24 protein-coding genes and 1 other annotated feature are annotated in these 24,181 nt (G+C 63.9%); of the genes, 9 read left to right on the forward strand and 15 right to left on the reverse strand.

Annotated features, from left to right (window positions below):
• Positions 1-3: 3 nt before the first annotated feature.
• The 3 genes from GM910_RS01115 to GM910_RS01125 form a co-directional block, all read right to left on the reverse strand.
• Positions 4-882: a carbohydrate ABC transporter permease gene (locus GM910_RS01115; RefSeq protein WP_159585632.1), complete on the reverse strand. Its 879-nt coding sequence runs from the start codon at positions 880-882 to the stop codon at positions 4-6.
• Positions 875-1,843, reverse strand: a complete 969-nt coding sequence (locus tag GM910_RS01120; RefSeq protein WP_159585633.1) for a carbohydrate ABC transporter permease — start codon at positions 1,841-1,843, stop codon at positions 875-877. Before GM910_RS01120 ends, GM910_RS01115 begins: the two co-directional genes overlap by 8 nt.
• 224 nt (positions 1,844-2,067) lie before the next feature.
• Positions 2,068-3,612, reverse strand: coding sequence for an ABC transporter substrate-binding protein (locus GM910_RS01125; protein ID WP_246225799.1), 1,545 nt, complete (start codon positions 3,610-3,612; stop codon positions 2,068-2,070).
• Between the two features lie 142 nt (positions 3,613-3,754).
• Between GM910_RS01125 and GM910_RS01130 the strand changes: the two genes are divergently transcribed.
• Positions 3,755-4,672 carry a LysR family transcriptional regulator gene (locus GM910_RS01130; protein ID WP_246225800.1) on the forward strand — a complete coding sequence of 306 codons (918 nt, stop codon included), beginning with the start codon at positions 3,755-3,757 and terminating at the stop codon, positions 4,670-4,672.
• A 59-nt stretch (positions 4,673-4,731) separates the two neighbouring features.
• Here GM910_RS01130 and GM910_RS01135 read toward each other — a convergent pair whose 3' ends face one another.
• The 9 genes from GM910_RS01135 to GM910_RS01175 form a co-directional block, all read right to left on the reverse strand.
• Positions 4,732-5,619: an amidohydrolase family protein gene (locus GM910_RS01135; RefSeq protein ID WP_159585770.1), complete on the reverse strand. Its 888-nt coding sequence runs from the start codon at positions 5,617-5,619 to the stop codon at positions 4,732-4,734.
• Positions 5,619-6,761, reverse strand: a complete 1,143-nt coding sequence (locus GM910_RS01140; protein ID WP_159585635.1) for a vWA domain-containing protein — start codon at positions 6,759-6,761, stop codon at positions 5,619-5,621. Before GM910_RS01140 ends, GM910_RS01135 begins: the two co-directional genes overlap by 1 nt.
• Complete coding sequence (locus tag GM910_RS01145) at positions 6,758-7,639, reverse strand: AAA family ATPase (protein ID WP_159585636.1); 882 nt, start codon at positions 7,637-7,639, stop codon at positions 6,758-6,760. The genes GM910_RS01140 and GM910_RS01145 overlap by 4 nt, the downstream gene beginning before the upstream one ends.
• Before the next feature lie 3 nt (positions 7,640-7,642).
• Positions 7,643-8,656: a molybdopterin cofactor-binding domain-containing protein gene (locus GM910_RS27710; RefSeq protein WP_159585637.1), complete on the reverse strand. Its 1,014-nt coding sequence runs from the start codon at positions 8,654-8,656 to the stop codon at positions 7,643-7,645.
• A 3-nt stretch (positions 8,657-8,659) separates the two neighbouring features.
• Positions 8,660-10,027: a molybdopterin cofactor-binding domain-containing protein gene (locus GM910_RS27715; protein WP_159585638.1), complete on the reverse strand. Its 1,368-nt coding sequence runs from the start codon at positions 10,025-10,027 to the stop codon at positions 8,660-8,662.
• 11 nt (positions 10,028-10,038) lie between these two features.
• Positions 10,039-10,521: a (2Fe-2S)-binding protein gene (locus GM910_RS01160; protein ID WP_159585639.1), complete on the reverse strand. Its 483-nt coding sequence runs from the start codon at positions 10,519-10,521 to the stop codon at positions 10,039-10,041.
• Positions 10,522-10,570: 49 nt separating this feature from the next.
• Positions 10,571-11,371, reverse strand: a complete 801-nt coding sequence (locus GM910_RS01165; protein WP_159585640.1) for an FAD binding domain-containing protein — start codon at positions 11,369-11,371, stop codon at positions 10,571-10,573.
• A 15-nt stretch (positions 11,372-11,386) separates the two neighbouring features.
• Positions 11,387-11,827, reverse strand: a complete 441-nt coding sequence (locus GM910_RS01170) for an SRPBCC family protein (RefSeq protein ID WP_159585641.1) — start codon at positions 11,825-11,827, stop codon at positions 11,387-11,389.
• Positions 11,828-11,945: 118 nt separating this feature from the next.
• Positions 11,946-12,776 carry a helix-turn-helix transcriptional regulator gene (locus GM910_RS01175; protein WP_159585642.1) on the reverse strand — a complete coding sequence of 277 codons (831 nt, stop codon included), beginning with the start codon at positions 12,774-12,776 and terminating at the stop codon, positions 11,946-11,948.
• Positions 12,777-13,097: 321 nt separating this feature from the next.
• Between GM910_RS01175 and GM910_RS01180 the strand changes: the two genes are divergently transcribed.
• The 5 genes from GM910_RS01180 to GM910_RS01200 are packed head-to-tail and all read left to right on the forward strand — an operon-like array spanning position 13,098 to position 17,901.
• Positions 13,098-14,246: an extracellular solute-binding protein gene (locus tag GM910_RS01180; protein ID WP_159585643.1), complete on the forward strand. Its 1,149-nt coding sequence runs from the start codon at positions 13,098-13,100 to the stop codon at positions 14,244-14,246.
• 5 nt (positions 14,247-14,251) lie between these two features.
• The gene (locus GM910_RS01185) at positions 14,252-15,130 is read left to right on the forward strand and encodes an ABC transporter permease (RefSeq protein ID WP_425482642.1); all 879 of its coding nucleotides are present in this window, start codon (positions 14,252-14,254) and stop codon (positions 15,128-15,130) included.
• A 2-nt stretch (positions 15,131-15,132) separates the two neighbouring features.
• Complete coding sequence (locus GM910_RS01190) at positions 15,133-15,957, forward strand: ABC transporter permease (RefSeq protein WP_159585645.1); 825 nt, start codon at positions 15,133-15,135, stop codon at positions 15,955-15,957.
• Between the two features lie 17 nt (positions 15,958-15,974).
• The gene (locus GM910_RS01195) at positions 15,975-17,066 is read left to right on the forward strand and encodes an ABC transporter ATP-binding protein (protein WP_159585646.1); all 1,092 of its coding nucleotides are present in this window, start codon (positions 15,975-15,977) and stop codon (positions 17,064-17,066) included.
• Entirely contained in the window at positions 17,059-17,901 is an 843-nt protein-coding gene (locus tag GM910_RS01200; protein ID WP_159585647.1) for a glycerophosphodiester phosphodiesterase, read from the forward strand. The genes GM910_RS01195 and GM910_RS01200 overlap by 8 nt, the downstream gene beginning before the upstream one ends.
• Positions 17,902-17,999: 98 nt before the next feature.
• Here the strand turns inward: GM910_RS01200 and GM910_RS01205 are convergent, their stop codons facing one another.
• Both GM910_RS01205 and GM910_RS01210 read right to left on the reverse strand, forming a co-directional pair.
• Positions 18,000-18,812, reverse strand: a complete 813-nt coding sequence (locus tag GM910_RS01205) for an inositol monophosphatase family protein (protein ID WP_159585648.1) — start codon at positions 18,810-18,812, stop codon at positions 18,000-18,002.
• Positions 18,813-18,890: 78 nt separating this feature from the next.
• Positions 18,891-20,120 carry an MFS transporter gene (locus GM910_RS01210; RefSeq protein ID WP_425482640.1) on the reverse strand — a complete coding sequence of 410 codons (1,230 nt, stop codon included), beginning with the start codon at positions 20,118-20,120 and terminating at the stop codon, positions 18,891-18,893.
• 84 nt (positions 20,121-20,204) lie between these two features.
• Here GM910_RS01210 and GM910_RS01215 point away from each other — a divergent pair, with 84 nt between their 5' ends.
• From GM910_RS01215 to GM910_RS01225, 3 genes are all read left to right on the forward strand, one after another.
• Positions 20,205-21,050, forward strand: a complete 846-nt coding sequence (locus GM910_RS01215) for an AraC family transcriptional regulator (protein WP_159585650.1) — start codon at positions 20,205-20,207, stop codon at positions 21,048-21,050.
• A gap of 81 nt (positions 21,051-21,131) precedes the next feature.
• Positions 21,132-21,187, forward strand: a sequence feature (sul1 is cis-regulatory element that is thought to sense ions involved in sulfur or methionine metabolism; They are found in Alphaproteobacteria).
• Between the two features lie 75 nt (positions 21,188-21,262).
• Entirely contained in the window at positions 21,263-22,747 is a 1,485-nt protein-coding gene (locus GM910_RS01220; protein ID WP_159585651.1) for a SulP family inorganic anion transporter, read from the forward strand.
• Between the two features lie 17 nt (positions 22,748-22,764).
• The gene (locus GM910_RS01225; RefSeq protein WP_159585652.1) at positions 22,765-23,619 is read left to right on the forward strand and encodes a universal stress protein; all 855 of its coding nucleotides are present in this window, start codon (positions 22,765-22,767) and stop codon (positions 23,617-23,619) included.
• A 52-nt stretch (positions 23,620-23,671) separates the two neighbouring features.
• Here the strand turns inward: GM910_RS01225 and GM910_RS01230 are convergent, their stop codons facing one another.
• Entirely contained in the window at positions 23,672-24,178 is a 507-nt protein-coding gene (locus tag GM910_RS01230; RefSeq protein ID WP_159585653.1) for a GFA family protein, read from the reverse strand.
• Between the last annotated feature and the right edge of the window lie 3 nt (positions 24,179-24,181).

Here is a 24,181-nt window from a genome sequence, read left to right on the forward strand (position 1 = left end):
TTGTCAGCCCTTCACCGCACCGGCCAGGCCGTCGATGAAGTAGCGCTGAAGAAACAGGAACAGGATGATGACGGGCACGATGGTGATGGTCGAACCGGCCGTCATGCCGCCCCAATCGATGAAGTGCTCGCCCCGGAAGGAGTAGATGCCGACCGAGAGCGTGCGCAGCGCCGGGTTGGCAAGCGTGATGACCAGCGGCAGCAGGAAGTCGTTCCAGGCCTGCAGCGTCTGCATCACGACCACCGTCACGATGATCGGCTTCGACAAGGGCAGCATCACGTACCAGAAGGTCTTGACCGGGCCGACGCCATCCATGCGCGAGGCTTCCTCGAGTTCCTTCGGCATCTGGCTGAAGTAGCCGGCGAAGAGCAGCGTGAAGATCACGATGGAATGGCCGCAGGTGGCGAGCATCAGTCCCCACAGGGACTGGCCGAGCCCTAAATTCGACAATAGCTCGAAGACCGGAATGATGGTGTAGCCCTGCGGGATGAAGAGCGTGAAGAGCATCAGGCCGAAGAGCGCCGCCCGCCCCGGAAACGGCCGCCGGCCGAGCGCATAGCCCATCAGCGCCGCCGAGATGGTCGTGATGAGGACCGAGCCGACCGTCACGAAGAGCGTATTGAAGAAATACGCGCCAATGTTGGCTTCATGCCAGGCCCGCACGAAATTCTCGAAGGTCGGGTTCTCGGGGATCAGCCCGCCACCGGCGAAAATCTCGCTGTTCGACTTGAACGAGGCGGAGACCATCCAGACGAGCGGATAGACCCAGAGGATGCAGATCGCGGCAAGCACGACCGAGGTGATAAGCCGCCGACGGCGCGGATTGAGGAAAGACTGCCGGCTCGTAATCGCCGAACTGCGGGACAGGGCGACATCAGCCATTGGCCGGGTCCTTCCTGCGGGCGCGGCGCACCGCGACGATCTGGAAGATGGTGAGGATCATGACGGCGAGGCCGAACAAGACGCCTGCAGCGCTTGCATAACCCAGTTGCGGGACCATGCCGCCCGACGGTGCGAAGGCGATGCGGAAGATGAAGACCTCCATCACCTCCGAGGCGAAGAAGGGGCCGCCCTGCGTCGTCGACTGGATCAGCGGGAAGACGTTGAGCGCGGCAATGGCCGAGATCAGCCCGATCACGACCGCAAAGGGGGCGATGATCGGCAGGACGACAAAGACCGTCACTTGCCAGGTCCTCACGCCGTCCAGTTTGGCCGCCTCGTACAATTCGTCCGGCACCGTCTGAAGTGCTGCAAGCCAGTAGATCAGCGTGACGCCCGTCCATTTCCACACGAAGACGCCGGCGAGCGTCCAAAGCACGAGTTGCGGACTGCCGAGGAAGTCGACCGCACGTTCGAAAAGCCCGGCATCGAGCAGGAGGCCGTTGATCGGCCCGTTGAAGGGGCTCAGCATGAGCGCGATGACAATGGCGATAACGGCCACCGGCGTTACCACCGGCAGGAAGATCATCGTGCGGAAGAGCGTGGAGAGCTTGAGCAGCTTGTTGTTGAGCAGGATCGCAAAGACCAGGCTTATGAACATCTGCAGCGGCACGGTCGCCAGGGTGAAGAGGAAGGACCGTTTGAAGGCGTTGAGGAAGAACTCATCCTGCAGGAGTTCGCGGTAGTTCTGCAGGCCGACGAATTTCTTGGCCGCGCCGAAGCCCGTCCAGGTGAGCAGCGAGTAGTATTCGGAGGCAATCAGCGGCCAGACGATGAAGGCGCCGAAGATGAGGAGCCCCGGAACGAGGAACAGATAGTCGATCCGCGACTTCCAGATGCGGGCCGCAAGGCCCTGTCTCGTTGCAGCCGGCGCGTGCGATATGTGCAACTCTGTGGCGCTCATCGGATTGTGCTGCCTCGTGTTTCCCGGGAGCTATCGCCACATGGCCCCTGAACCGGCACATTCCCCGTCATCCCGGAAACCGGAGCGAAGTGGAGGTTGTCCGGGACCCACTCCGTGACTCGTCCATATTCCGGAATGGATCCCGGACAGCCGCCTTTCGCTTCGCTCAAGCCGACTTCCGGGATGACGCGCATAGGACTAGCCCAACCAGAATTCATCATGCTCTAGGAAGCGTAGTCGACGCTCGGATCCCAGTCCGAATAGACGAGGTCCTCGCGGCGGACATTCGCCCCTTCCGCATTGGCGTCGGCAATCGCCTTGTCGAGCGCCGCGTTCATGGCGCCCTTTAGTTTGGAGAGGTTCTCCTTCACGCCGCTGAGCTGGCCGGTGTAGAGGCCCTGTACGACGTTCGCCAGGTTCGGCGTCGGCTCCTCGTAGAGCTGCGCCACCTTGGTGAAGCCAGGGCTGCGCGCGTAGACCACGGGGCTGACGCGCACCTGCTTTTCCTGCAGCGCGATGACGGCCTTCGAACGCTCCGACATTTCGGCCTCCTCGGCCGCCTTCGGGAAGATTGGCGGGTCCGAGGGACCGACGACGTTGCCCCAGGCGACCTGGCCCTCAAGCGTACCCATGTAATGAAACACGTCGGCCGCATAGGCGGGGTTCTTGGCCGCGGCGTTCACATACATGGTATTGGCCGCCGAGGGCAGCGCGTCGACGATGGTCTTGCCGTCCTTGCCCTCGGGTGCCGGTGTCGCGGTGAAGCCGAAATCGAAATCCGGATTGTTGGCCTCCCAGATCGGCACGTTCCACGGCCCTTGCAGGATCATGCCGGCGCCGCCCTGTTCGACGAAGGCGCGCGCCTGCGGCGCGTTGAGGCTCATGATGCCGGGGAACATGCTGCCGTCGTCGCGGATGGCCAGCAGGAGCTCCATCGCCTGCACGAACTCGTCGCTGTCGATAACGATCTCGCCGGTCCTGTAGTCGACGCCGGTCAGGCAGCCGGCAACGCTGCTCGCGCAGGCCGCGCCGGCGCGGTTGGCGAGTTGGACCAGATTGGCCGACCAGCGGTTTCCCTGATTGCCGCCCATGATCAGGCCGAACATGGATCCGCCGGAATTCTCGGTGATCTGCGCTGCCGCCTTGCGGAACTGATCCCAGGTAAGCGGCGAATCCGGACCGGGATCGAACTCGGTCAATTCCATCGCTTTCCTGTTGAACAAGAGCAGAGACGAGCAGCGGCGCTCGGACGTGTAGGGCAAGCCGTAGGTCTTGCCTTCGATCACGTTGACGCCTTCGACAAAGGAGCCGGCCGGGAAGCCCGCCTTCCAGGCCTCGAAATCGGGGATTAGCTCGTCGAGCGGCTGAACCCAGCCCTCCGCGACGGCGACCGCCGGCGGCATTCCATTCGGCAGGTTGAAGGCGTCCGGCGCCGAGCCGTTGCGAATGCCGAGCGGCAGCACGGTCGCGATCTCGTTCCAGGGCAGCCCGTCATAGACGACCTCAATTCCCCGCGCCTCGGCGTATTTCGGGAAGAACTGCCGATAGAACACGCCCTTCTGACCGCCGCTGTCCAGCCACCGGAATGGGCCGTCGGCCGGCGGCAGGTCGAGGCTCGGGTCTGCGATCGGTATCTTCTCGGCAAGGCTCGGGTCGATGTTCTTGACTTCCTGCGCGAGGCTCCGCCCCGCGAGCGCGGCAAGCGCGAACGCGCTGCTCGACGCCAGAAAGGCGCGGCGCGAAAGGCCGTCAATTCGTCTGATGGACATATTCTCCTCCGTGGACCGCTGCTGCCCGCCTCCCGCGAGCCGTTGAGCGCCGGCGGTCACACTAGCGATTGCAGTCATGCATGAATAATGCAAAAAGGCGCGGTGGCGATGTTATAAAGTTATCGCTCAGATGCTCGATCTCATGACCCATCTTTTCCGCCTGCAAGCCATCGTCGAAGAGGGCAGCCTGCGACGTGCGGCGGAAAGATTGAGCATCACCCAGCCGGCCCTGTCGCGCTCCTTGGCAAAGCTTGAAAAGCGGTTCGGACGACCACTCCTGGAACGCGGCGCCCGCGGCGTCACGCCCACGGCCTTTGGCGCGAAGGTCCTGTCGTCGGTGCTGCGGCTATCGCGCCACTGGGAACTGGCCGAGCAGGAGCTGCAGTCCAGCAATACCAGCAAGAAGATGCGTTTGCGCATCCGGGCGGGGCCGCTGTGGCGGGCCGTCGTTCTTCCCGGGCTGATCGGGGAACTCCAGCGAGCATTTCCGAACCTGGTGATCGAGCTGCAGAACGCCGATTTCGAGACGGCGATTCCCGACCTTCTGGAAGGTCGGGTCGATGTGTTTTTCGGCGGGCTGCAGATCGCCGACGAGGTCGACAAGCGGCTCAGCCGAAAGCAGTTCACGGTCGTTCATGACCGTGTCGTCGCGCGGGCGGATCACCCTCTCTTTGGTCGACTGAGACCGAACGGTTCTCTGGAACCACAGGTTCTCCTGGACTATCCTTGGCTGATATACTCCAACGATCCGGCGTACGAGAGCGCGACGGTGCATGCCTCGATCGAACGCCTGGGCCGCACACCCGAGATCCGCATCACGTGCGAGTCCCTCATCTCCGCTATTGGCCTCTTGCAGAAGAGCGACTGCCTGAGCATCCTGCCGGACGCGGCGGTCACGGAAGCGCGTGGTCCGCAGATCATTCCCGTCCCCGTCCAGCTCGGTCGAAAGCGGACACGCTCCGGCGCGATCTTTCGCGATGAGATGGCGGACTGGCCGCCCCTCGAGTATCTCCTGGCCCTTTGCTCTGCGCGCTTCGCTTCGATAGAGCCTGTGAGTTGAGGTGACGCTACGCCACCGAACTTCGGTACGCATGCTTGCAGCCGATCAGAAACTGAACCTTACACCGGCCGATAGATGCGTTCGGCGGTGTTCCAGAAGATGTTGGCCTGATCTTCAGTGGAGAGCGGGGCGGCGGCGGCGCGATGGGCGTTCATCATCGACAGGTGGTCGGTCCACAGCTTCTCGATCGGAAAGTTCGAGCCGAACATCAGCCGCCTGCTGCCGAAGATGTTCGCCGCCGTGGCGACGATGAAGGAAATGAGTTCCGGGTCGTTCCTGTGAACGAAGGTGCCAAGACCGGAGAGCTTCGCGGAAACGTTGGGTTGGGCGGCCAGCATCCGCAGCCCTGCCTCCCATTCGGCCACCGTGTCGGGCGACATATCGGTCAGCATGCCGGTATGCGTCAGGATGAACTGCGTTTCCGGATTTTCGGCAATCATCGTAGCGCCATCGCGCATCTGGCCTGGGAAGAGCTGGAGATCGAAGGAGAAGCCGTAGTCCTTCAGGTGCGCGATGTTGGCACGGACCGTCGGGTCGACGACCTGGCGCGGCGAGGCGGCGAACCGGTATTCCGGCGTCTCGTGCCAGTGGAGCTGCATGCGCACCCCGCGCATGAGCGGATAGCGCTTCAGCCGGTCGAGCTGCGGGCGGACGTCTTCCACCGTCATGTCGGCGTAACCGACGATGGCGTGCGGCCACCCGGTCTCCTCCGCCGTCGCCTGTACCCAGGCCGCCTCGTCCTCGAAGCGCTCCCTGGCCCAGTTGGTCTGTACGTAGACGGCCTTCTCGATGCTCGAATCCTTCTGGTCGTCGAGGAATTCCCCGATCGTATAGTCGCGCCGGATCGGCTCGTAGGGACCGAAGATGCGGGGCACCATGGGGCCGACGAGCCAGGGCAGGTCATTCTGCCGCCAGATGTGGAAATGGGTATCGATGGCTTTCTGCATCATGTTGCCCTCTGCCATATCTCGGCGGCCGGTCTGGCGGGCCGTCCGAGCGAAAGCATGAAGCGCGTCAGCTCCGCCGTGGAGGAGCCGTCGACAAGATCGTCGAGCGCGGGAAGGATGGCTTGCAGTCCTGCTGTTTCGGGCCGGAAATGCGGGTCGCCGGCCAGCGGTGTGCACAGCGAGAGCCGGTGCGCCCGGGAGGAGAGCCGACGCATCGCAATCTCCATCTCCGCGTGATCGCCCCGCTCGAGACCGTCGGAGAGGACGAGCACCGCCGCGCCGCGCGCGAAGGAGGCAAAGCGCGGCACGGACAGAAAGGCGAGCAGGGTCGGCCCGATGCGAGTGCCGCCGTCCCAGTCGTCCACGCATTCGGCAGCGCGCGTCAGCGCCTGATCGCGGTTGCGGATCCTGAGCGCCGGGGTGATGCGCGTCAGCCGCGTGCCGAAGGTGAAGACCTCGGCCATCCCAACGCCCTGAACGGCGGCGTGGGCGACCTTCAGATAGTCCTCAGTGTGAAGTTTCATCGACCCGGATATGTCGATCAGGACGAGCAGCCGGCGCGGCACCACCTGACGGCGACGCAGGATGGGTTCGGGAATGTCGCCGTCGAAACGCACGATCTCCCGCAGCGACCGGCGCAAATCGATCCTTCCGCGCGAGCGGACGCGCAGATGCCGAAACGTCCGGCGGCGTGGCAACGCCTTAGCCAGATGGCGGCCAAACCCATCGAGCGCCGTTTCCGGCGCCCGCGCGAAATGGCGCACAGCCAGCTGCTCGGCGGTGGAAGACCGTTCTCCGCTTTCGTCATGCGCACGAATCTCGATGTGCTCTTCGCAGGATCTCCCCTCGTCCTTGACCTGCGTTTCCTCCTCGTCGGCGTCATCGGAAACCGTTACAGCCGCCTCGCCGTAGAAATGGCTGCGGAAAAGTACCTCGAACTCCATGAATCGTTCCGGCGGCGGCGCGAATGTCGCAATGGCCGCCTGGCGAATGTCTTCCATGGACCTCGGACCGAGCAGCGACACCGCCTCCATGAAACTCTCGACCTGCTCAGGTGCCGCGCCATGGCCGAAGCCGCGCAACAACCGGCCGAACCCGACAAAGGGTTGCGCGCCTTTCGGGAGCGGGCGGGCCGGCATCATTCCAGCGCCTCCTCGACCACGCGGCCGAGTTCGGGCGCGAGGAAGGTAAGGTCCTCCTCGTCCTTGATCAAAACGCCGACCGCCCTGCGGAAGGCTTCCGGCCACGGGCTGCCGCCCTTCTCCAATACCGTCGCCGCGTTGGCCCATTCGATGGCCTCGGAAATTCCGGGCGGCTTGGCCAGCGGCCGCGAGCGGATTTCGCGCACCGCCTTCGCCGCCGCCCGTGCCGTCCGCTCGGCGACGTCGCCGGCGCGCAACATGATGATTTCCGCCTCCCTGTCGGGATCGGGATAGCCGATCCAGTGATAGACGCAGCGCCGCCGCAAGGCCTCCGCGAGTTCGCGCGTGCGGTTGGAGGTGAGCACGACGACCGGCCGCGCCGTGGCGCGGATCGTGCCGCGTTCGGGGATGGATATCTGGAAATCGGACAGGAATTCCAAGAGCAGCGCTTCGAACTCGTGGTCCGTCCGGTCGATCTCGTCGACCAGCAGGATGTTTTCTTCAGGCGCCTTCAGGACCTTCAGAAGCGGGCGGGCGATCAGGAAACGGTCGTCGTAAAGATCGACCTCGCCCTCGCCGGCCTGACGGATGGCGAGAAGCTGGCGCTGGTAGTTCCACTCGTAGATGGCATGCGCCGGGTCTATCCCCTCATAGCATTGCAGGCGGATCAGGCTTCGGCCGAATATCTCGGCGATCGCCTTCGCCGCTTCCGTCTTGCCGACGCCCGGCGCGCCCTCCAGAAGCAGCGGCTTGCCGAGGCGGATCGCCAGGAAAATGGCGGTCGCAAGCCCGTCATCCGTCACATAGCGCGCACTGGCCAGACCCGCGGTGATCGCCTCGGGAGAGGCCGTGAGGGATGCGACCGGCTTGCGCGCCATGGCTCAGGCCGCCGCGCCGGCGTCGCGCTGCTTCAGGGCCCGCAGCACGCGCTCGGGCGTGATGGGGAGCGTGTCGACGCGCACGCCGACAGCATCGAAGATGGCGTTGGCGACGGCCGGTATCTGCGGGTTTGCGCACATCTCGCCTGGCCCCTTCGCTCCGAATGGACCGTCTCCCGACGGACGCTCCAGGACGGCGATCTCGGTCTCCGCGAGGTCTCCCGGCCCGGGCATCAGATATTCGTTGTAATCGCGCGCGCCATGATGCCGGTCCGGATAGTAGGGCTCCGTCGTCTCGTAGAGCGCATGGCTGATCCCCATCCACGACCCGCCTACAAGTTGCTGCTCGACCATCTTCGGGTTGAGCGCGCGACCGATCTCGAAGACGTTCTTGACCGAAAGAACGACGACCTCGCCGGTCTCCTCGTCCACCTCCACCTCGGCCACCGTGCAGGCATGGGCATAGCAGGTGGAGGGCTTCATGGCGCCCGTCTCCGTCTCCGGATAGGAGCGCGGGACGAGGAACATGCCGCGCCCCGAAATCGAGCGGCCGTGCTTGAAATGCGCGGCGAGCGCCGTGTCGAAGATCGAGATGGAGCGCGACGGCGCGCCCTTCACGTGGATGTTGCCGCTGCCGTCGGTATCGAGGTCGGAGGCGTTCACCTCCAGTTCCTCGGCTGCGACTTCCAGCATCACCTGCCGCGCCTCGCGCGCCGCCTGGATGACGGCATTGCCGGCGCGGTGCGTGCCGCGCGAGGCGAAGGTGCCCATGCAGTGTGGCCCGGTGTCGGTATCGGCCGTGTCGACGGTGACGCTCTCGGTCGGCACGCCGATCGTCTCGGCGCAGATCTGCGCCATGATCTGCTTCAGCCCCTGCCCGAGGTCGACGCTCGACAGCGTCACCATGAAGCTGCCGGTGGGGGTGGAGTGGACGAGCGCCTGGGTGGGATCACCGCCCAGGTTCATGCCGGTCGGGTAGTTGACCGCCGCCACGCCGCGGCCGCGTTTTACGGCCATCGCTCAGCCCTCCCTCGTTTGCGAGGACATCTTCATGAAGCGCTCGTCCACCGGCCAGCCGGCGATGACGGAAGCTTCCTGCATGCATTCGATCAGCGCGGCTCCCTCCGTTGGCTGGCGGTGCGCTTTCATGTCGCCGTCGCGATAGGCGTTGATGAAGCGGAACTCCAGCGGATCCATGCCGATCAGCCGCGCCAGCTTGTCCGTCTGCACCTCGAGCGCGAAGTCCCCGATCGTCACGCCGAAGCCTCGCATGGCGCTCGACGGCGTGCGGTTGGTGTAGACGCAGTAGCTGTCGATGGCGACGTTCGGGATCGTGTAAGGTCCGGGGAAATGCGCCGCCGATTTCTGCGCGCCATAAGGGGAATGGCGGGAATAGGCGCCGGCATCGATGTAAGCCATGACCTGGCGCGCGACGATGCGCCCGTCCTTCATCACCCCGTCCTTGATGACGATCTTCTCCGCCGCGCGCGGCGAGGAGACCTGCATCTCCTCCTCCCTGGAGTAGATGAAGGATACCGGGCGTCCCGTGAGCTTGGCGGCGAGGATCGCGACCGGCTCGACGGTCACATCCACCTTGCCGCCGAAGCCGCCGCCGACCGTGCCGCCGACCATATGCAGCTTGTGGCCCGGCATCTGCAGGATGATCGAGGCGTTGTCGAGGGTGAAGAACATCGCCTGCGTGTTGGTATAGCAGGTGAAACGGCCGTTCGCTTCGGGCGTGACGATGCAGCCGCTGGTTTCGAGCGGTGCATGCTCGATCGGCCCGGAGGAGTAGCTCTCCTCAAGTATGTGGTCGGCCTGCGCGAAACCCTTCTCCGCGTCGCCGAAGCGGACCTTCCGGCATTCGCCGCTGTCGTAGAGATAGTAGTTGCGGCCGTGATGCTCGTTGACGATGGGTGCATCGGGCTTCAGCGCCTCCTCGATGCTGAGCACGGCGGGCAGAACCTCGTAGTCCACCTTGACCTTGGCGGCTGCCTCCTCCGCCGCGCGCGCGGTCTCGGCGAGCACGGCCACCACCGCCTCGCCCTTCCAGCGTACCTTGTCCTCGGCGAGCACGTGCTCGTCCTCCGGTCCCACCTGGATCAGGATCAGTATGGTGTAGAGGTTCTGCGGCACGTCCTTCGCCGTAATGATCCTGGCGACGCCCGGATGTTTCTCCGCCTCGCTCGTGTCGATGCCGCGGATGCGTGCGTGGTGGTGCGGGCTGCGCACCATCTTCAGATGAAGGAGGCCCGGAAAGGTGCGGTCTGCGAAATAGGCGGTCCTGCCGGTGACATGTCCCCTGATGTCGGAACGCGGGCGCGGCTGGCCGATCTCGACGAAATCGTCGGTGCGCTCGTCGGCGAAATAGCTTTTCGACAGCTTCATTCCCGTCTCCCTCAAGCAGCGGACGTGGAATTGGCGCGCGCGGCGAGAAGCACGGCCTGGATGATCGGCTCGTAGCCGGTGCAGCGGCAGACGTTGCCGGAGATCGCCTCCACCACATCGGCCCTGTCCGGATTGGGATTGCGCTCGAGCAAGGCCGCGGCGGCCATGATCATGCCCGGCGTGCAAAAGCCGCATTGCGCCGCGAACGCGTCCTCGAAGGCGCGCTGCAGGGGATGCAGCACTTCGCCGTTTGCAAGCCCCGCCGTGGTGCGGATTTGCGCGTCGTTGCACGTCTCCGCCAATGTCAGGCACGACAGCCGCAACTCCCCGTCGACCATCACTGTGCAGGCGCCGCAGGTACCTTGAAGGCACCCGCCCTTGGGCGAGGTGTCGCCCATCTTGTCGCGCAGCGCGGCGAGCAGCGTGCTTCCGCTTTCCACGAACTCAGCCCGCTCGCTGCCGTTCAGCGTGAATTGGACCGGAACCTTTGCCATCGCTTCCTCCCAGTCGACGGTGTGGTGGCTTGGCTTCTTCCAGGCCTCCCTAGCCGAGCAGCAGTCTGCCCAGATGAACGGGCAGTACCTCACGCCTGTACCAGGCGCTGGCGATCGCGTCCGTTGGCGGATCGATGCCCTCGAGCGCCGCCGTCAGCGCGGGCGCTATGCCTTCCTTCGTGCGCGGCCGCCCGACAAGTGCCGCTTCGGCCGCATGCGTGCGGATTGCGCGGTCGGCCATGCAGCCAAGGGCGATCCTTGCCTGAACGACCGAGCCGGCTTCTTCGCGAATATCGGCGGCGATGGTGAGAACGGCCGCACCTTTGGGATGCACCCGGCTGACTTTCAGGAACCGGAAGCTGTCCGTTGCCGGCGCAGCGAAGGTCACGGACGTCACCAGCGCGGAAGCGCCGAGGCTGTCTCGTTCCTGCAGGAAAGCTTCGAGCGCCATTTCGCCGCTGCCGCTGACGGACACCTTCGCGTCGAGAGCGAGAAGTGCGACCGTGAAATCCCCATAGGGCGCGGGCGCAAACAGATTGCCGCCCACCGTCGCCATATTGCGGACCGCGGGGCCACCCACCGCACGCGCCGCCGGCGCAAGATAGCTCAGCCCGGGATGCGCGAGGACCATGCCCATCGTCACGGAGGCACCGACCCTCACGCCGGCGTCGGATGTTTCAATCGCCGACAGGGCAGGATCGGTCGTCCTGACAATGGTCGAAAAGGAGAGGTCCCCTTCATTCACAGCCCGGACCACGAGCGTCCCGCCGCCCATGTAGCGAACACCGGACGCACCAAGGGCCGCCTGCGCTTCGCTTGCGGTTGAAAAGGTCTGAAGGCTCATACCCATCGCCGGTCCTCCCGCTCAGCCTCCCGCGAAGCGCTTCTTCAGCGCGTCGAACCCGCCCTGGAAAACATTCGCTCCCATCCCCTCGGCGATCTTTTCAGCTTCCTCGGCGGGCGCGTCGAAACTTGCCGTCCAGATGGCGCAGGTGCGCTCGCCGTCGGTGATCGGGATGAGCTTCAGCGTGGCGACATGGTTCGAGATCGGCTGAGGCGTCTCGAGAATGGAATAGGTGACGCTATAATCGCGATCGGAGAGGCCCAGCAGCTTCTCCCTGATCGTCGCCCCGCTAGCGATCTCGAACTTGCGCACGCATCCGATCTCGCTCGATGGCCCGCCACCCTCGATCTCGCTCTTGACCATTCGCGGATGCCAGTCAGGAAGACCGTTGAAGTCGCGGATGCACGCCCAGACATCGGAGGCGGGTGCATCGATGACGCTTGAGACCGTGACCGTCGCCATGAGAAAACGCTCCTTGCTGCCAGCCCTCACGGCGATCATAGCCAGCCTGCCGGACGATGCTTATCAATGCGTCTGGAACGCCTATCAAACAGTCTGAAAAAATGGAGCGGCGCGGCGGTTAATGCCGAAGCCTGCGGGCGGCCGAACGGTAGGCGTTGGGCGGCACGCCGAAATGGTCGCGGAAAAAGCGGGAGAAATTTCCCTGTGTTGAAAAGCCGAGCCCGCAGGCGATGTCGATCAGCGACTGTTCCGATGCCCGCAACCGGCGCGCCGCCTCGGCCATGCGCATCGAGTTCCAGTACACATTGGGGGTGAGCCCCATCTGCTCCTTGAAGAGCGCGAAGAAGTGCGGCCGTGACAGGCCAACGCTGCGCGCGACCTGGTCGAGGCAGGCCCGTTCGCAAACATGGCTTTTCATCAGCGCGGCAGCCTTGCGCACGCGATGGTCCCGCGCGGCCACGCGGACACGCACGCTCCTGCGCCGCTGCTGCGAGGCGGCGGTGTCGAACACCGAGTCGATGAAGCGCTCGGTCTCGTATTCGACCAGATGAGCAGGCATGTTGCCGCTCGTCAGGCTTTCGAGGAGCCTGAAGGCGGATTCGTTCAAGCGCTTGTCCGTGGGAATCGCGCTTGCAGCGAAGACATTTTCCTCGCGACGGCTGCCCCTGCGGCCGGCAATCCAGTCCGGATCGATGTAAAAGGCGAGAAATCGCCCTTCCTTGCCGCCGGCCGGAAAGTCATGACGATGCGGCTGCAGCGAGTTGACGCCCACGGCGACATGCTCGCCGGGCAGCACGCGCTCGTTGCCGACAGTCATCTCTCCAGCCACGCCGGCCAGCCAGATGATGATGTGGACCTCCTCGTGGGCGTGGGTCACAAGGTCGTTCGCCACGTTCAGGATCGAGACATGGCCGAACGCGCCATCAAACAGCTTAATGGAGCTGGTCATCGTTTCCTCCCGGGCCTTTGACAGCCCTTTGAGGGAATACTCGTTACGCTTCGGGATCCAGTCAAGCCGGGAAACGGCCGACGCCTATGCATGACGGCAATCGACGACGGAGACAAAACGCCTGTGCAGCGCACGGGGTGCCCACCAGTTTTCCCACCCGTCGAGTGTAATACGACTGTTGCAAAACAGTGATCTCTTCGAACGGTGTCTGACGTCTCGCTGCCTGCCGACAGGCGGGCTGCGGGGTGTTGCTGTGCAATCCATCGGGCGAAGAACCAACGGGAAGCCGATCGCGCCGAGGCAAAACGGGAGAACGGAATCATGAAAAGACGTGAATTCATGCTTGCGACGGCCGCCACGGCAGGCACGCTGATCCTGCCGCGCATGACCTCGGCAGCCGAAGGGGTCATCGACTGGTATACCAGCTCAGATTCAAACATCTACGACTTCTGGGCCAACATCGTGAAGCCGGCCTTCGAGGCGGCCAATCCGGGCATCACCATCAATCTGGTGGACGCCGGCGACGGCGCGGGCATCATCGCCATCGGCGAGCGCGCCATTGCCGCAAAGCAGACCGGGACCGATCCCCAGGCCGACTATTTCGAAACCGCCAATCCACGCCTGCCCGCGGGCGCCATTGAGGCCGGCATCTACACCAACGTCAAGGATGCCGGGCTTTCGAACTATTCCAAGGTCAATCCGCTGGCCATCGACAGCGACTACAGCCTGCCATATCGCGGCTCGCAGGTGCTGCTCGCCTATGACAGCACCAAGCTGGACCCAGCCAATACGCCCAAGAACTGGGATGCGCTGGTCGAGTGGATCAAGGCCAATCCCGGCCAGTTCGTCTATAACCGCCCCGACAAGGGCGGGTCGGGCGGCAATTTCGTCCGCCGTGCCATCCATCAGGCCAATGGCCGCGACCCCTCCCTGTTCACGGTGGACAACTACACCGAGGAGTTCGGCAACGAGGCGCTCGGCAAGGCCTGGGCCATCCTTTCCGACATCGCGCCCTCGCTCTATGACAGCGGCGCCTATTCGTCGGGCAACACCCAGTCCATCCAGCTCCTCGCCCAGGGCGTGGTGACCATGACTCCGGTGTGGTCCGATCAGGTGCTCCAGGCCATCGACCAAGGCGTGCTGCCGCCGGAAACCGGTCTCGTGCAGCTTCAGGACCTGGCGCTGTGCGGCGACTTCTCGCGCGCCGTGATCATCGAGAACGGCACCAACAAGGATGCCGCGCTCAAGCTGGCCGATTTCGTCCTCAGCGAAGACATCCAGAGCGCCATCCTCACCGAGCTCGGCGGCTTCCCGGGCGTGTCCTGGGACTATGTGGAGCCCGCGCTGCGCGAGCGCTTCGCAGACATCGTGCCCACGACCATCCCCACCTTCCCGAGTGGCCAGTGGGAGGCGGCCATCAATGATGGCTGGTACCGGAACGTGGCACCCAACGTCACACGCGACTCGTGACCGACCTGACCCAAGCAGCCGCCTCCCGGCTGCTGATCGATACCAATCACAACAGGAGGCCGTGGGGCCTCCTGCTCGTTGCCGTTCCGGTGTTCCTGGTGGGGTGGCTGGTGATCTGGCCGACCATCAGCGCCATCGCGCGCACCGTCTGGCGGCTCGATGCCGACGGCAATTACGGCTTCAATCTTTCCAGCTACGTCTTCTTCTTTTCCGACCAATATAGCCTCAACAATCTTGGCATCACGCTGTGGACCACAGGCATGTGCGCCTTGCTGCTTCTGGTGATTTGCCTCCCCATCGCGCTCTATCTGCGCTTCTCCAGCGGCCGGCTGCCCGCCTATGTGCAGGGCCTTGCGATCTTCCCTCTATTCGTGCCGTCGATCATCCTGGCATACGCTTTCATCCGTGTGCTCGGCCCAAACGGCATGGTGGATATCCTGCTAAACTCGGTGGGCCTGCCCAAGATCCGCACGCCTTACCTGACGCCCTGGGGGCCGGTCATCGGGCTGGTCTGGGACAATATTCCATTGACCGTGCTAATCCTCCTTGCGGGGCTCGGCAACGTCGCCAATCAGTCGATCGAGGCGGCCCGTGACGTGGGCGCAAACAGGCTGCAGGTATTCTGGCATATCATCCTGCCGCGCATCTCCAATTCCGTTCTGGTGGCGCTCTCCTTTTCCATCCTGGGCATCTTTTCCGCGTTCACTCTGCCCTACCTTCTGGGCCCGGCCTCCCCGGAGATGATGGGCCCGTTCATGCAGCGCACCTTCCGCGAGGTGAACGATCCGCTCAACGCCATCACCCAGGCGGTCATCGCCTTCGGCTTCTGCATCGTGTTCGGCCTGTTCTACGTGCGCTCGGTCGCGCGCAACCAGGGTGGGTGATCATGGCGGCGCTCTCCTCCAACCGCCAGCGCATCGACTGGCCCGGCATCGTCTTTGCCATGCTGTTATCCACCGCAATCATCCTCCCGCTGGTGGTGGTGGGCACGTGGGCCTTCACAGAGATCTGGCGCTATCCGGCCGTGGTGCCGCAGCAATTCGGGCTGCGGTTCTGGAACCAGACGCTCAGCCGTTCGGACGTCTGGGGGGCGCTGACGCTCAGCCTGCAGCTTTCCACCGTGGTCACGCTGCTCTCCGCGCTTATCTGCCTGCCGGCAGCCTATGCCTTCGCGCGCCTGAATTTTCCCGGCCGGAACATTTTGTTCTTCTCGTTCCTTGCCGGCCACGCCTTCCCCAAATTCGGTTTGCTCATCGCCATTGCGGCGATCTTCCTTCAGCTCAACCTCATCGGTACGTTCTGGGGCGTGGTTCTGATCCAGCTCGTGGGCACGCTGATGTTCATGATCTGGATTCCAGTCGCCGCCTTCCAGGGCGTGGATCGGCGGATGGAGGAGGCAGCCCGTGATGCGGGCGCCGGTCCCTTGCGGGTATTCTGGTCCATCACCTTGCCGCAGGCAGGCCCCACCATCGTCGCTGCGCTTCTTTTGAGCTTCGTCGGCACCTTCTACGAAACCGAAGGGGCTTGGCTCATCGGCGCCCCCGGCATCCGCACCATGCCGGTACTGATGATCAGTTTCATCAACAACCAGATGGTCATCCAATATGGAGCGGTGCTCTCGGTGCTGCTCTGGGTGCCGTCATTCATCGCCCTGATGTTTGCCCGCAGGGTCATAGGTGGCAGCGCGTTTGCGCGCGGCTTCGGAGCGTGAACGGGAAGGTTCGGATCATGGCGCGTTTGGAAATAACAGGGGTTTCCAAGCAGTTCGATACAACGACGGCCGTGGCCGATTTCACCCTTGAGGTGGATAACGGCGAACTCGTCTGCCTGCTCGGCCCCTCGGGATCGGGAAAATCGACACTTCTGCGCATGGTGGGCGGCTTCGAGCGCCCCACAGCCGGCTCGATACGGATCGACGGGGAGGAGATCATCCATCTGCCGCCCGAAAAGCGCCCCACGGGGATGGTCTTCCAGAGCCACGCGCTCTGGACCCATATGAACGTTTTCAAGAATATCGCCTTCGGGCTCAGGCTGCACCACGCTCCGCGCGACGAAATCCGCCGCCGCGTGGAAGCGGTGCTCGAACTGGTCGGCCTTACGGGCTACGCCTCCCGTCTCACGCACCAATTGTCCGGTGGCCAGCAACAGCGCGTGGCCTTGGCCCGCTCGCTGGTGCTGGAGCCCAAGATCCTGCTGCTTGACGAACCCTTCGCCAGTCTCGACCAGCATCTGCGGGAAAGGCTGCGCGAGGACGTGCGCGATATCCAGCAGCGGCTGGGCATCACCACTTTGTTTGTCACCCACGGGCAGGACGAAGCGCTGGCCATGGCGGACCGTATTGTGGTGATGCGCGATGGGCGCGTCGAGCAGGTGGGCCCTCCCTCCGAGGTCTATCGCGCACCTGCGACCCCGTTCGTCGCCGGGTTCATCGGCCAGATGAACCTGCTCGAAGGTATCATAGACACCCAGGTCTTTGCATGTCCCGGCCTTGCCGCCCGCATTCCCATTGCCGACGGCCCCGCGACCCTTGCTGTCCGTCCCGAGGCTCTCGGCCTCTCGCCGGCCCAGGGACAGGGGATGGGTATTATTCATCGCGCAGTCGACTATGGTTCGCATGTCATGATCGATGTCGAACTGCCCGACGGGCACAGGGTGAAATCCATGATGCCTGAGAGCGATGCGTGGACCGCGGGCCGACCGGTCGATTTTAACGTCGGTACCATCCTCGCCTACCGCGACAACGTACTGATCTATCGCGGGGCCCAGGTCGAGGAGCAATCGCGGCCCGCCGGAAGACGCGCGGTCCGCAGCAATGCCTGACCCTCGCGTGATTATCCGCAATGGCCACCGCACCTGGCTCAAGTGGCATCGCGGCCGGCGCCGGGCCGGTGATCCGGTGTTCACCGGCCGCCGTATCCACGAAGGCATGCGCCTTGGCGCCAGCGTCGAGGTGGACCTGGTGATCCACGCCGACCGCGGCTACGCCGTCCTGCACGATCTGACGCTGGAGCGGGAGACGACCGGAGCCGGCCGCGTCGTCGATTGCCGCGCCGAAACGCTGCGCGCGCTCAATCTTCGCGGTAACGACGGCCGGCCCATCCCGGACCGCGTGATGTTGCTGGAGGATCTGGGCGCCCTGCTCGCCGAAGGCCCCATCCATCCTGATGCGCTGCTTCAGCTCGATTTCAAGGAAGATGCTGCAGCGCTGGACGCCACCGCCATTGCCGCCTTCAAAGCCAGCGTCAGGCCAGTCGCCCGCCACATGATCCTGTCCTCGGGCGATGCGGACGCCGTCCGGCTGCTGGCCGAGGACGTCGAAGGGCTCCGTGTTGGCTACGATCCCTGCTATGGCCCAATCTTTGAGCGCCTGGAAGCCTCGCGTGATTTCTCCGCCTTCGCCGCCGAGGCCCTCGCTGCGGCTCCCGAAGCAGAAATGATCTATCTCGACTACGGCCTGGTGCTGGCGGCCGATCGAGCCGGCTTCGACCTTATCGGCGCCTTCCATAATGGCGGCCGGCGCGTCGATGCCTGGACGATTCCCGACGCAAGCCCGGCCAGCCTTGCCGCAGCCGAGCGCCTGCTGGCGCTCAAGGCGGACCAGATCACCACCGACGATCCGGAGGGGCTCGCGATGGCGCTGGAAGCGTCCTTCTAGGGCAATTCCAGGAAAAGTGGAGACCGGTTTTCCGTCCGGAATTGCGACAAAACATGGAGTTAGACCAAGCCATCGATTCCATGAAACGATGAAGTGGTCTAACGCGGGTCCTTGCGCGGGGCATCCTTGAGTTTTTCGAGAAGATAGGCGTGACAGGCCGGATTGGCGACGATCACTGCGCCGGTCTTTTCATAAAATTCCGGCCCGCGTCCCCACCAGTCGGTGACGATCCCGCCTGCTTCCTGCACCAGAAGGACGCCCACGGCCCAGTCGAGCAGGCCGGACTCCTCGAAATATCCGCTCAGACGCCCACAGGCCACATGCGCGCAACTGTTGGCGCTCGACCCCACGACCCGCACCGCACCGATGGGGTTGCGAATTCGGTCGAGCCGTTCATAGGCGCCCGGGTAAAGGGCGAGGTTGCTGGTGGGCAGTCCGGTTCCCACGGCAAAAAAGCGCGGATCCGCCTGCCGCGATACCGACAAACGCCGCCCGTTGAGATAGGCGCCCTCGCCCCTGATGGCGGTAAACATTTCGTCGGCGACCGGATTGTAGAGCGCGCCGCATACGGTCTCGCCCCCGCAGCGCAGGGCGATCGAAATGGTGTAATGCATGCCGTTGATGAAATTGGTGGTGCCGTCGATGGGATCGACCAGCCAGCGATAGCGGGTGTCCGCGCCTTCGATTGCCGCGAATTCCTCGCCGGTGAAGCTCCATTCGGGATATTTGCCGAGCAGCCTTTCGCGGATCAGCGCCTCGGATTCCATATCCGCTTCAGACAGGAAATCAGCCGGTCCCTTGACCCGGATTTCCAGATCACGAAACCGTCCGAAATACTCAAGCGTCAGCGCTCCCGCCTCGCGGGCTGCGGAAACCATGTCGGCAAGGACGGCATCGTAGGAAACAGGCAAGGAAGTCCTCCACTCATCTCAAGAGGACAGACCATGTCGCCCCTTTATGTCACGTGCGCGACATGTCCGTGCCGGCAGTCACCGCGACCTCGTCCGCGCCGCCGGCCTGATGTTCGGAAGCAGAACGGTCAGAAGCCCGAGCAGCGGCAGGAACGAGCAGAGCCAATACACGTAACCGATACCCTTCGCGTCGGCCACCACGCCCAGCAGCGCCGCCGCGACGCCGGCAACGCCGAAAGCGAAACCGAAGAAGATACCGGCCACCATCCCAACGCGTCCGGGAACGAGCTCCTGCGCCATCACGACGATGGCGGGGAAGGCCGAGGCGAGCACCAAGCCGATAATGGCGGAGAGCACGATGGTCCATTCGAGGTTGGCATAGGGCAGCGCGAGGGTGAACGGCACCACCCCCAGAATAGAGACCCAGATCACCACCTTGGCGCCGAGACGGTCACCGACCGGCCCGCCGAGGATCGTTCCGGCCGCGGCCGCCCCGAGAAAGACGAAGAGGAGCACCTGCGAGGTCTGTACCGATACGGCGAACTTGTCGATGACATAGAACGTGTAGAAGCTCGAGAAGCTGGCGACATAGATATTCTTCGAGAAGGTGAGGATCGTCAGCACGACAAGGGCGATCACGATCTTTCGCCGCGGAACGGCTACTGTCGGGATAGCTTTGGGCCGCCGTACCGCGGCGGCCTGATAGCGGGCGTACCAGTTGCCGACCTGCCAGAGGATCATCATCCCGACGAGCGCGGCGGCGGAGAACCAGGCAACACTGGCCTGGCCTCGCGGCACGACGATGAAGGCGGCGAGCAGCGGCCCGACCGCGGAACCGAAATTGCCGCCGACCTGGAACAGGGACTGCGCGAGCCCGTAACGCCCGCCGGAGGCAAGCCGCGCCACGCGCGAGGATTCGGGATGGAAAACCGCCGAGCCAAGTCCGATCAGCGCAGCCCCGAGGACGAGGAGGGCATACTGGCCGGCGAAAGCGAGGAACATCAGTCCCACGAAGGTCGCGCCCATGCCGACGGGCAACGAATAGGGCAGCGGGCGCTTGTCGGCGAAAAGCCCGATCATCGGCTGCAGCAGCGATGCCGTTCCCTGGAACGTCATCGTCAGCAGCCCGATCTGCCAGAAGTCGAGCCCGTAGTCCTGCTTCAGCATCGGATAGATCGCCGCGAGCAGCGACTGCATCACATCGTTGATGAGATGACAGACGCTGACGGCAGCGATCACAACGAAGGCTGTGGTCTCGGCGGAGCTTCTGGCGGTGACTGCGGACGTGTCGCTCAAGATCGGTTCCATGACGTTGCGGTGGTTCCTCATAGGCCGATTGCTTGTGTTCTTCTTTCGTGTTTTGGTCCAAAAGTTTCGAAAGTGGGCCAAGCAATGGTGGAATTGCGCGCGCATGAGGCGGACGACGGGCCGCTGGCCGGCGCCGACCGGTGGCGGCGTCAATGGATTGAGGCAGCGGAAGCCAATGTGGTTGCGCTGCCGGCCGACTATCCGGATGGGCACCATGTAGAAACGCACCGCCACAACCGATCGCAGCTTCTCTATGCGCTCTCCGGAGTCGTCATGGTGAGCACCGGCACCGGACGCTGGATGGTGCCGCCGGAACACGCGATCTGGCTGCCGGCCGGCGTCGACCATGCGGTGGACATGCTGGGCGACGTCCAGATGCGCTCCGTCTACGTGCGGCTGGGCGCGATCGCCGGACTGCCGGAGGACCTGCGCGTATTCTCCATCACCGGTTTGATGCGGAACCTCATCGTCGAGGCGATGGCGCTGCCGCGCGAGGAACCGCCCGCCGGCCGCGGCACACTTATCCTGGATCTCCTCCTGCACGAGATCCCGCACCTGCCGGAGCGGCCGCTGGCACTCCCCTTTCCCGCCAACCGACAGCTCGCCCTCCTCTGCCGGCGCTTCCTCGAGGCGCCCTCGCCGCACACCACGATCGATGAATGGGCTAAGGCGGCGGGGATGAGCCGCCGCAGCTTCACCCGCACGTTCCATCGTGAAACCGGGCTGAGCCTTTCCATGTGGCGGCAGCAGGCATGCCTGTTCGCCGCGCTGCCACGCCTTGCCGATGGTGAGCCGGTCACCACCATCGCGCTCGATCTCGGCTATGACAGCGTCGCCGCCTTTATCACCATGTTTCGGCGTATGATTGGCGAACCGCCGCGGACTTGGCTCAAACGCGGGCAGCGTAGCACGGCGGCAGTGCCCAGATGAATCGCGTAAGCCAGGCGCATAGCAGCCATGCAGACGCGCCATTGCGGCAACGGCACCGCTTCAGTATGGCGTAGCCATCCATCAGGACCCGGTGAAATCCCGGGTGGCTCTTCCGGCCGCCGATCCGCCGGACTACCGTTTGAACAAAGCCGTTGCCCTGCGTGGCCCACTCTTCGGTCGCGCACCCTCCAAAGATCGGAACCATCACTGACATGCCCTTTCTGTCCGCCTATCGCGCGCAGTGGTTCGGCAATGTGCGCGGAGACCTGCTCTCCGGCCTCGTCGTCGCCCTCGCGCTCATTCCCGAGGCCATCGCCTTTTCCATTATCGCCGGCGTCGATCCAAAGATTGGCCTTTATGCCTCCTTTTCGATCGCCGTCCTGATTGCCTTCGTTGGCGGGCGGCCCGGCATGATTTCGGCGGCGACCGCGGCAACCGCCGTGCTGATGGTCACGCTCGTGCGTGATTACGGTCTGGAATATCTTCTCGCCGCGACGGTGCTTGCCGGCCTTCTCCAGATTGCCGCCGGGCTCTTGAAGCTCGGCTATGTCATGCGCTTCGTCTCGCGCTCGGTGATGACCGGCTTCGTCAATGCCCTGGCGATCCTGATCTTCATGGCGCAGATCCCGGAACTGACCGGCGTGCCCTGGCTCACCTATGTCATGGTCGCAGCGGGCCTGGCGATCATCTACCTCTTTCCATATCTCACCAAGGCGATCCCCTCGCCGCTTGTCTGCATCATCGCGCTCACATCCGTCGCCATGATCTTCGGCTTCGACCTGCGTACCGTCGGCGACATGGGCGAGCTGCCGTCGACGCTGCCGGTCTTCCTGATCCCCGACATTCCGCTCAATCTCGAAACGCTGATGATCATCCTGCCCTATTCGGCGGCGGTCGCGGCTGTCGGGCTTCTGGAATCGCTGATGACGGCGCAGATCGTCGACGACCTCACCGATACGCCGTCGAACCGCAACCAGGAATGCATCGGCCAGGGTATCGCCAATACGGCCACCGGCTTCATAGGCGGCATGGCCGGTTGTGCCATGATCGGCCAGTCGATCATCAACGTGAAATCCGGTGGCCGGGGGCGGCTCTCCGCCTTCGCCGCCGGCGCGTTCCTGCTGTTCATGGTGGTCGTGCTCGGCGACCTTGTGAGTGCCATTCCCATGGCGGCGCTGGTGTCGATCATGATCATGGTGTCGATCGGCACCTTCTCCTGGTCGTCGATCAAAAGCCTGCGGACCCACCCGAAATCGTCCTCGATCGTCATGCTGGCGACCGTCGTCTGCGTGGTCTTCACGCACAACCTTGCGATCGGGGTGGGCGCCGGCGTGCTTCTGTCCGGTCTCTTCTTCGCCTGGAAGATCGCGCAGATCTTCCGCGTCTCCTCCACGCTCCTTGAAGACGGCCGCGAGCGCCGCTACACCGTCGAGGGCCAGATCTTCTTCGCCTCGGCGGAGGACTTCACCGCTGCCTTCGACTTCAAGGAGGCGCTGGAGAAGGTCACGATCGACGTCAGCCGCGCGCATATCTGGGATATTTCCAGCGTTGCGGCCCTCGACATGATCGTGCTCAAGTTCCGCCGGGAGGGGGCGGATGTCGAGATCATCGGTCTCAACGAAGCGAGCGAAACCATCGTCGACCGGCTTGCGATCCATGACAAGCCCGGCGCGATGGAACGCCTGATGGGCCACTAGGCCAAGGAGGGGAAACCATGACGAAAATCACAGCCCTTATCGATGGCTCCGTCTATGCATCGAGCGTATGTGACCATGCAGCCTGGATCGCCGGCCGTACCCAAGTCGGGATAGAGCTGCTTCACGTGATCGGCCGGCGCGACACCTCCAGCGAACCGGCAAACCTTTCCGGCAACATCGCGCTCGGCGCGCGCTCGGCGCTTCTCGAAGAGTTGAGCGCCCTCGACGAAGCGCGCGCAAAGCTTGCGCAGAAGCGTGGCCGGGCCATTCTCGAAGATGCGAAGGCGCGTTTGGTCGAGGCCGGTGTCGATGACGTGTCGATGCTGCTTCGCATCGGCGACGTGGTCGAGACGGCGGCCGAATTCGAGGCGCAGTCGGAGATGCTCGTCATCGGCAAGCGCGGCGAAGCGGCCGACTTCGCCAAGCTTCATCTCGGCTCCAATCTTGAACGTGTGGTGCGCGCCGCGAAAAAGCAGGTCTTCGTCGCCTCACGGGCCTTCAAACCGATACAGAAGTTGCTGATCGCTTACGATGGCGGGACGAGCAGCATGATGGCGCTCGACCATGTAGCGCGCAGCCCGCTCTATGCGGGGCTCGACTGCCATCTGGTAACCGTGGGGCCGGACACGCCCGAGAACACGAAGAAGCTCGATGACGCCCGGCGCCTTCTCGAAGGCGGCGGCTACGATGTGACGTCCCGGCTTTTGCCGGGTGAGCCTCACAAGGTCATCAGCGGGATCGTTGAAGAGGAGGGCATCGACTTGCTCATCATGGGCGCTTATGGGCACAACCGCATCCGCAACCTCATCATCGGTTCGACGACGACCGAGATGATACGCTCGTGCAAGATACCGGTGGTGCTATACCGGTAGGACCGAAGTCTGAGATCCTTCAGCGAAGCGCCTTTCCGTATCTCACCAGCCCCTATGAAATCGTTGTTCCGCCGACCATCCGGCGCCAGTGATCCCGTAGCGCCTGCATGTCCGGACCGTGATCGAACAGGAGAGCACCCGTTTCGGGCAACGGGACCCAAGGTTGCCGGCTCGCGGTGAAGATGTGCCCCGCCGGTTTCAGCCAGGAGGTATCGTCAAGCGTGCCTGGCTTTACCACGACGACGTCGCTGCCCTGAATTTGGTGCGTCACGCGTCCGCCGCAGGTGGGGCAGAAGACGCGATCCGACATCCTGCCCGAGCCACCCCTGCAGACGTAAGTCTCAAACGGACCGTGCAGTTCGATGTCCTGCGCGGGAACCATCAGAGACGAGCCGTACGCACTGCCGGACTGTTTCTGACAGTCCGTGCAATGGCAGACGTAGTAAGTGAGGGGCGCCTCGATAATTCGATAGCGGAGGTTGCCGCACTGGCATCCCCCCTCGATCGGCAGTTCGGGAAGCCTCACTCGCGGGATATCACTTGTCGTCTTTTTATCCATCCG

Origin of the sequence: Chelativorans xinjiangensis, assembly GCF_009812055.1 — a bacterium.
Classification (GTDB): Bacteria; Pseudomonadota; Alphaproteobacteria; order Rhizobiales; family Rhizobiaceae; genus Chelativorans; species Chelativorans xinjiangense.

Coding starts and splice junctions, on each gene's coding strand:
- GM910_RS01120 (WP_159585633.1), bottom strand. CDS start 1,843: ATGAGCGCCACAGAGTTGCACATATCGCACGCGCCGGCTGCAACGAGA.
- GM910_RS01210 (WP_425482640.1), bottom strand. CDS start 20,120: ATGGAACCGATCTTGAGCGACACGTCCGCAGTCACCGCCAGAAGCTCC.
- GM910_RS01225 (WP_159585652.1), top strand. CDS start 22,765: ATGACGAAAATCACAGCCCTTATCGATGGCTCCGTCTATGCATCGAGC.
- GM910_RS27715 (WP_159585638.1), bottom strand. CDS start 10,027: ATGAAGCTGTCGAAAAGCTATTTCGCCGACGAGCGCACCGACGATTTC.
- GM910_RS01200 (WP_159585647.1), top strand. CDS start 17,059: ATGCCTGACCCTCGCGTGATTATCCGCAATGGCCACCGCACCTGGCTC.
- GM910_RS01165 (WP_159585640.1), bottom strand. CDS start 11,371: ATGGGTATGAGCCTTCAGACCTTTTCAACCGCAAGCGAAGCGCAGGCG.
- GM910_RS01175 (WP_159585642.1), bottom strand. CDS start 12,776: ATGACCAGCTCCATTAAGCTGTTTGATGGCGCGTTCGGCCATGTCTCG.
- GM910_RS01220 (WP_159585651.1), top strand. CDS start 21,263: ATGCCCTTTCTGTCCGCCTATCGCGCGCAGTGGTTCGGCAATGTGCGC.
- GM910_RS01230 (WP_159585653.1), bottom strand. CDS start 24,178: ATGGATAAAAAGACGACAAGTGATATCCCGCGAGTGAGGCTTCCCGAA.
- GM910_RS01195 (WP_159585646.1), top strand. CDS start 15,975: ATGGCGCGTTTGGAAATAACAGGGGTTTCCAAGCAGTTCGATACAACG.
- GM910_RS27710 (WP_159585637.1), bottom strand. CDS start 8,656: ATGGCCGTAAAACGCGGCCGCGGCGTGGCGGCGGTCAACTACCCGACC.
- GM910_RS01125 (WP_246225799.1), bottom strand. CDS start 3,612: ATGTCCATCAGACGAATTGACGGCCTTTCGCGCCGCGCCTTTCTGGCG.
- GM910_RS01135 (WP_159585770.1), bottom strand. CDS start 5,619: ATGCAGAAAGCCATCGATACCCATTTCCACATCTGGCGGCAGAATGAC.
- GM910_RS01115 (WP_159585632.1), bottom strand. CDS start 882: ATGGCTGATGTCGCCCTGTCCCGCAGTTCGGCGATTACGAGCCGGCAG.
- GM910_RS01145 (WP_159585636.1), bottom strand. CDS start 7,639: ATGGCGCGCAAGCCGGTCGCATCCCTCACGGCCTCTCCCGAGGCGATC.
- GM910_RS01160 (WP_159585639.1), bottom strand. CDS start 10,521: ATGGCAAAGGTTCCGGTCCAATTCACGCTGAACGGCAGCGAGCGGGCT.
- GM910_RS01130 (WP_246225800.1), top strand. CDS start 3,755: ATGACCCATCTTTTCCGCCTGCAAGCCATCGTCGAAGAGGGCAGCCTG.
- GM910_RS01140 (WP_159585635.1), bottom strand. CDS start 6,761: ATGATGCCGGCCCGCCCGCTCCCGAAAGGCGCGCAACCCTTTGTCGGG.
- GM910_RS01170 (WP_159585641.1), bottom strand. CDS start 11,827: ATGGCGACGGTCACGGTCTCAAGCGTCATCGATGCACCCGCCTCCGAT.
- GM910_RS01190 (WP_159585645.1), top strand. CDS start 15,133: ATGGCGGCGCTCTCCTCCAACCGCCAGCGCATCGACTGGCCCGGCATC.
- GM910_RS01215 (WP_159585650.1), top strand. CDS start 20,205: ATGGTGGAATTGCGCGCGCATGAGGCGGACGACGGGCCGCTGGCCGGC.
- GM910_RS01180 (WP_159585643.1), top strand. CDS start 13,098: ATGAAAAGACGTGAATTCATGCTTGCGACGGCCGCCACGGCAGGCACG.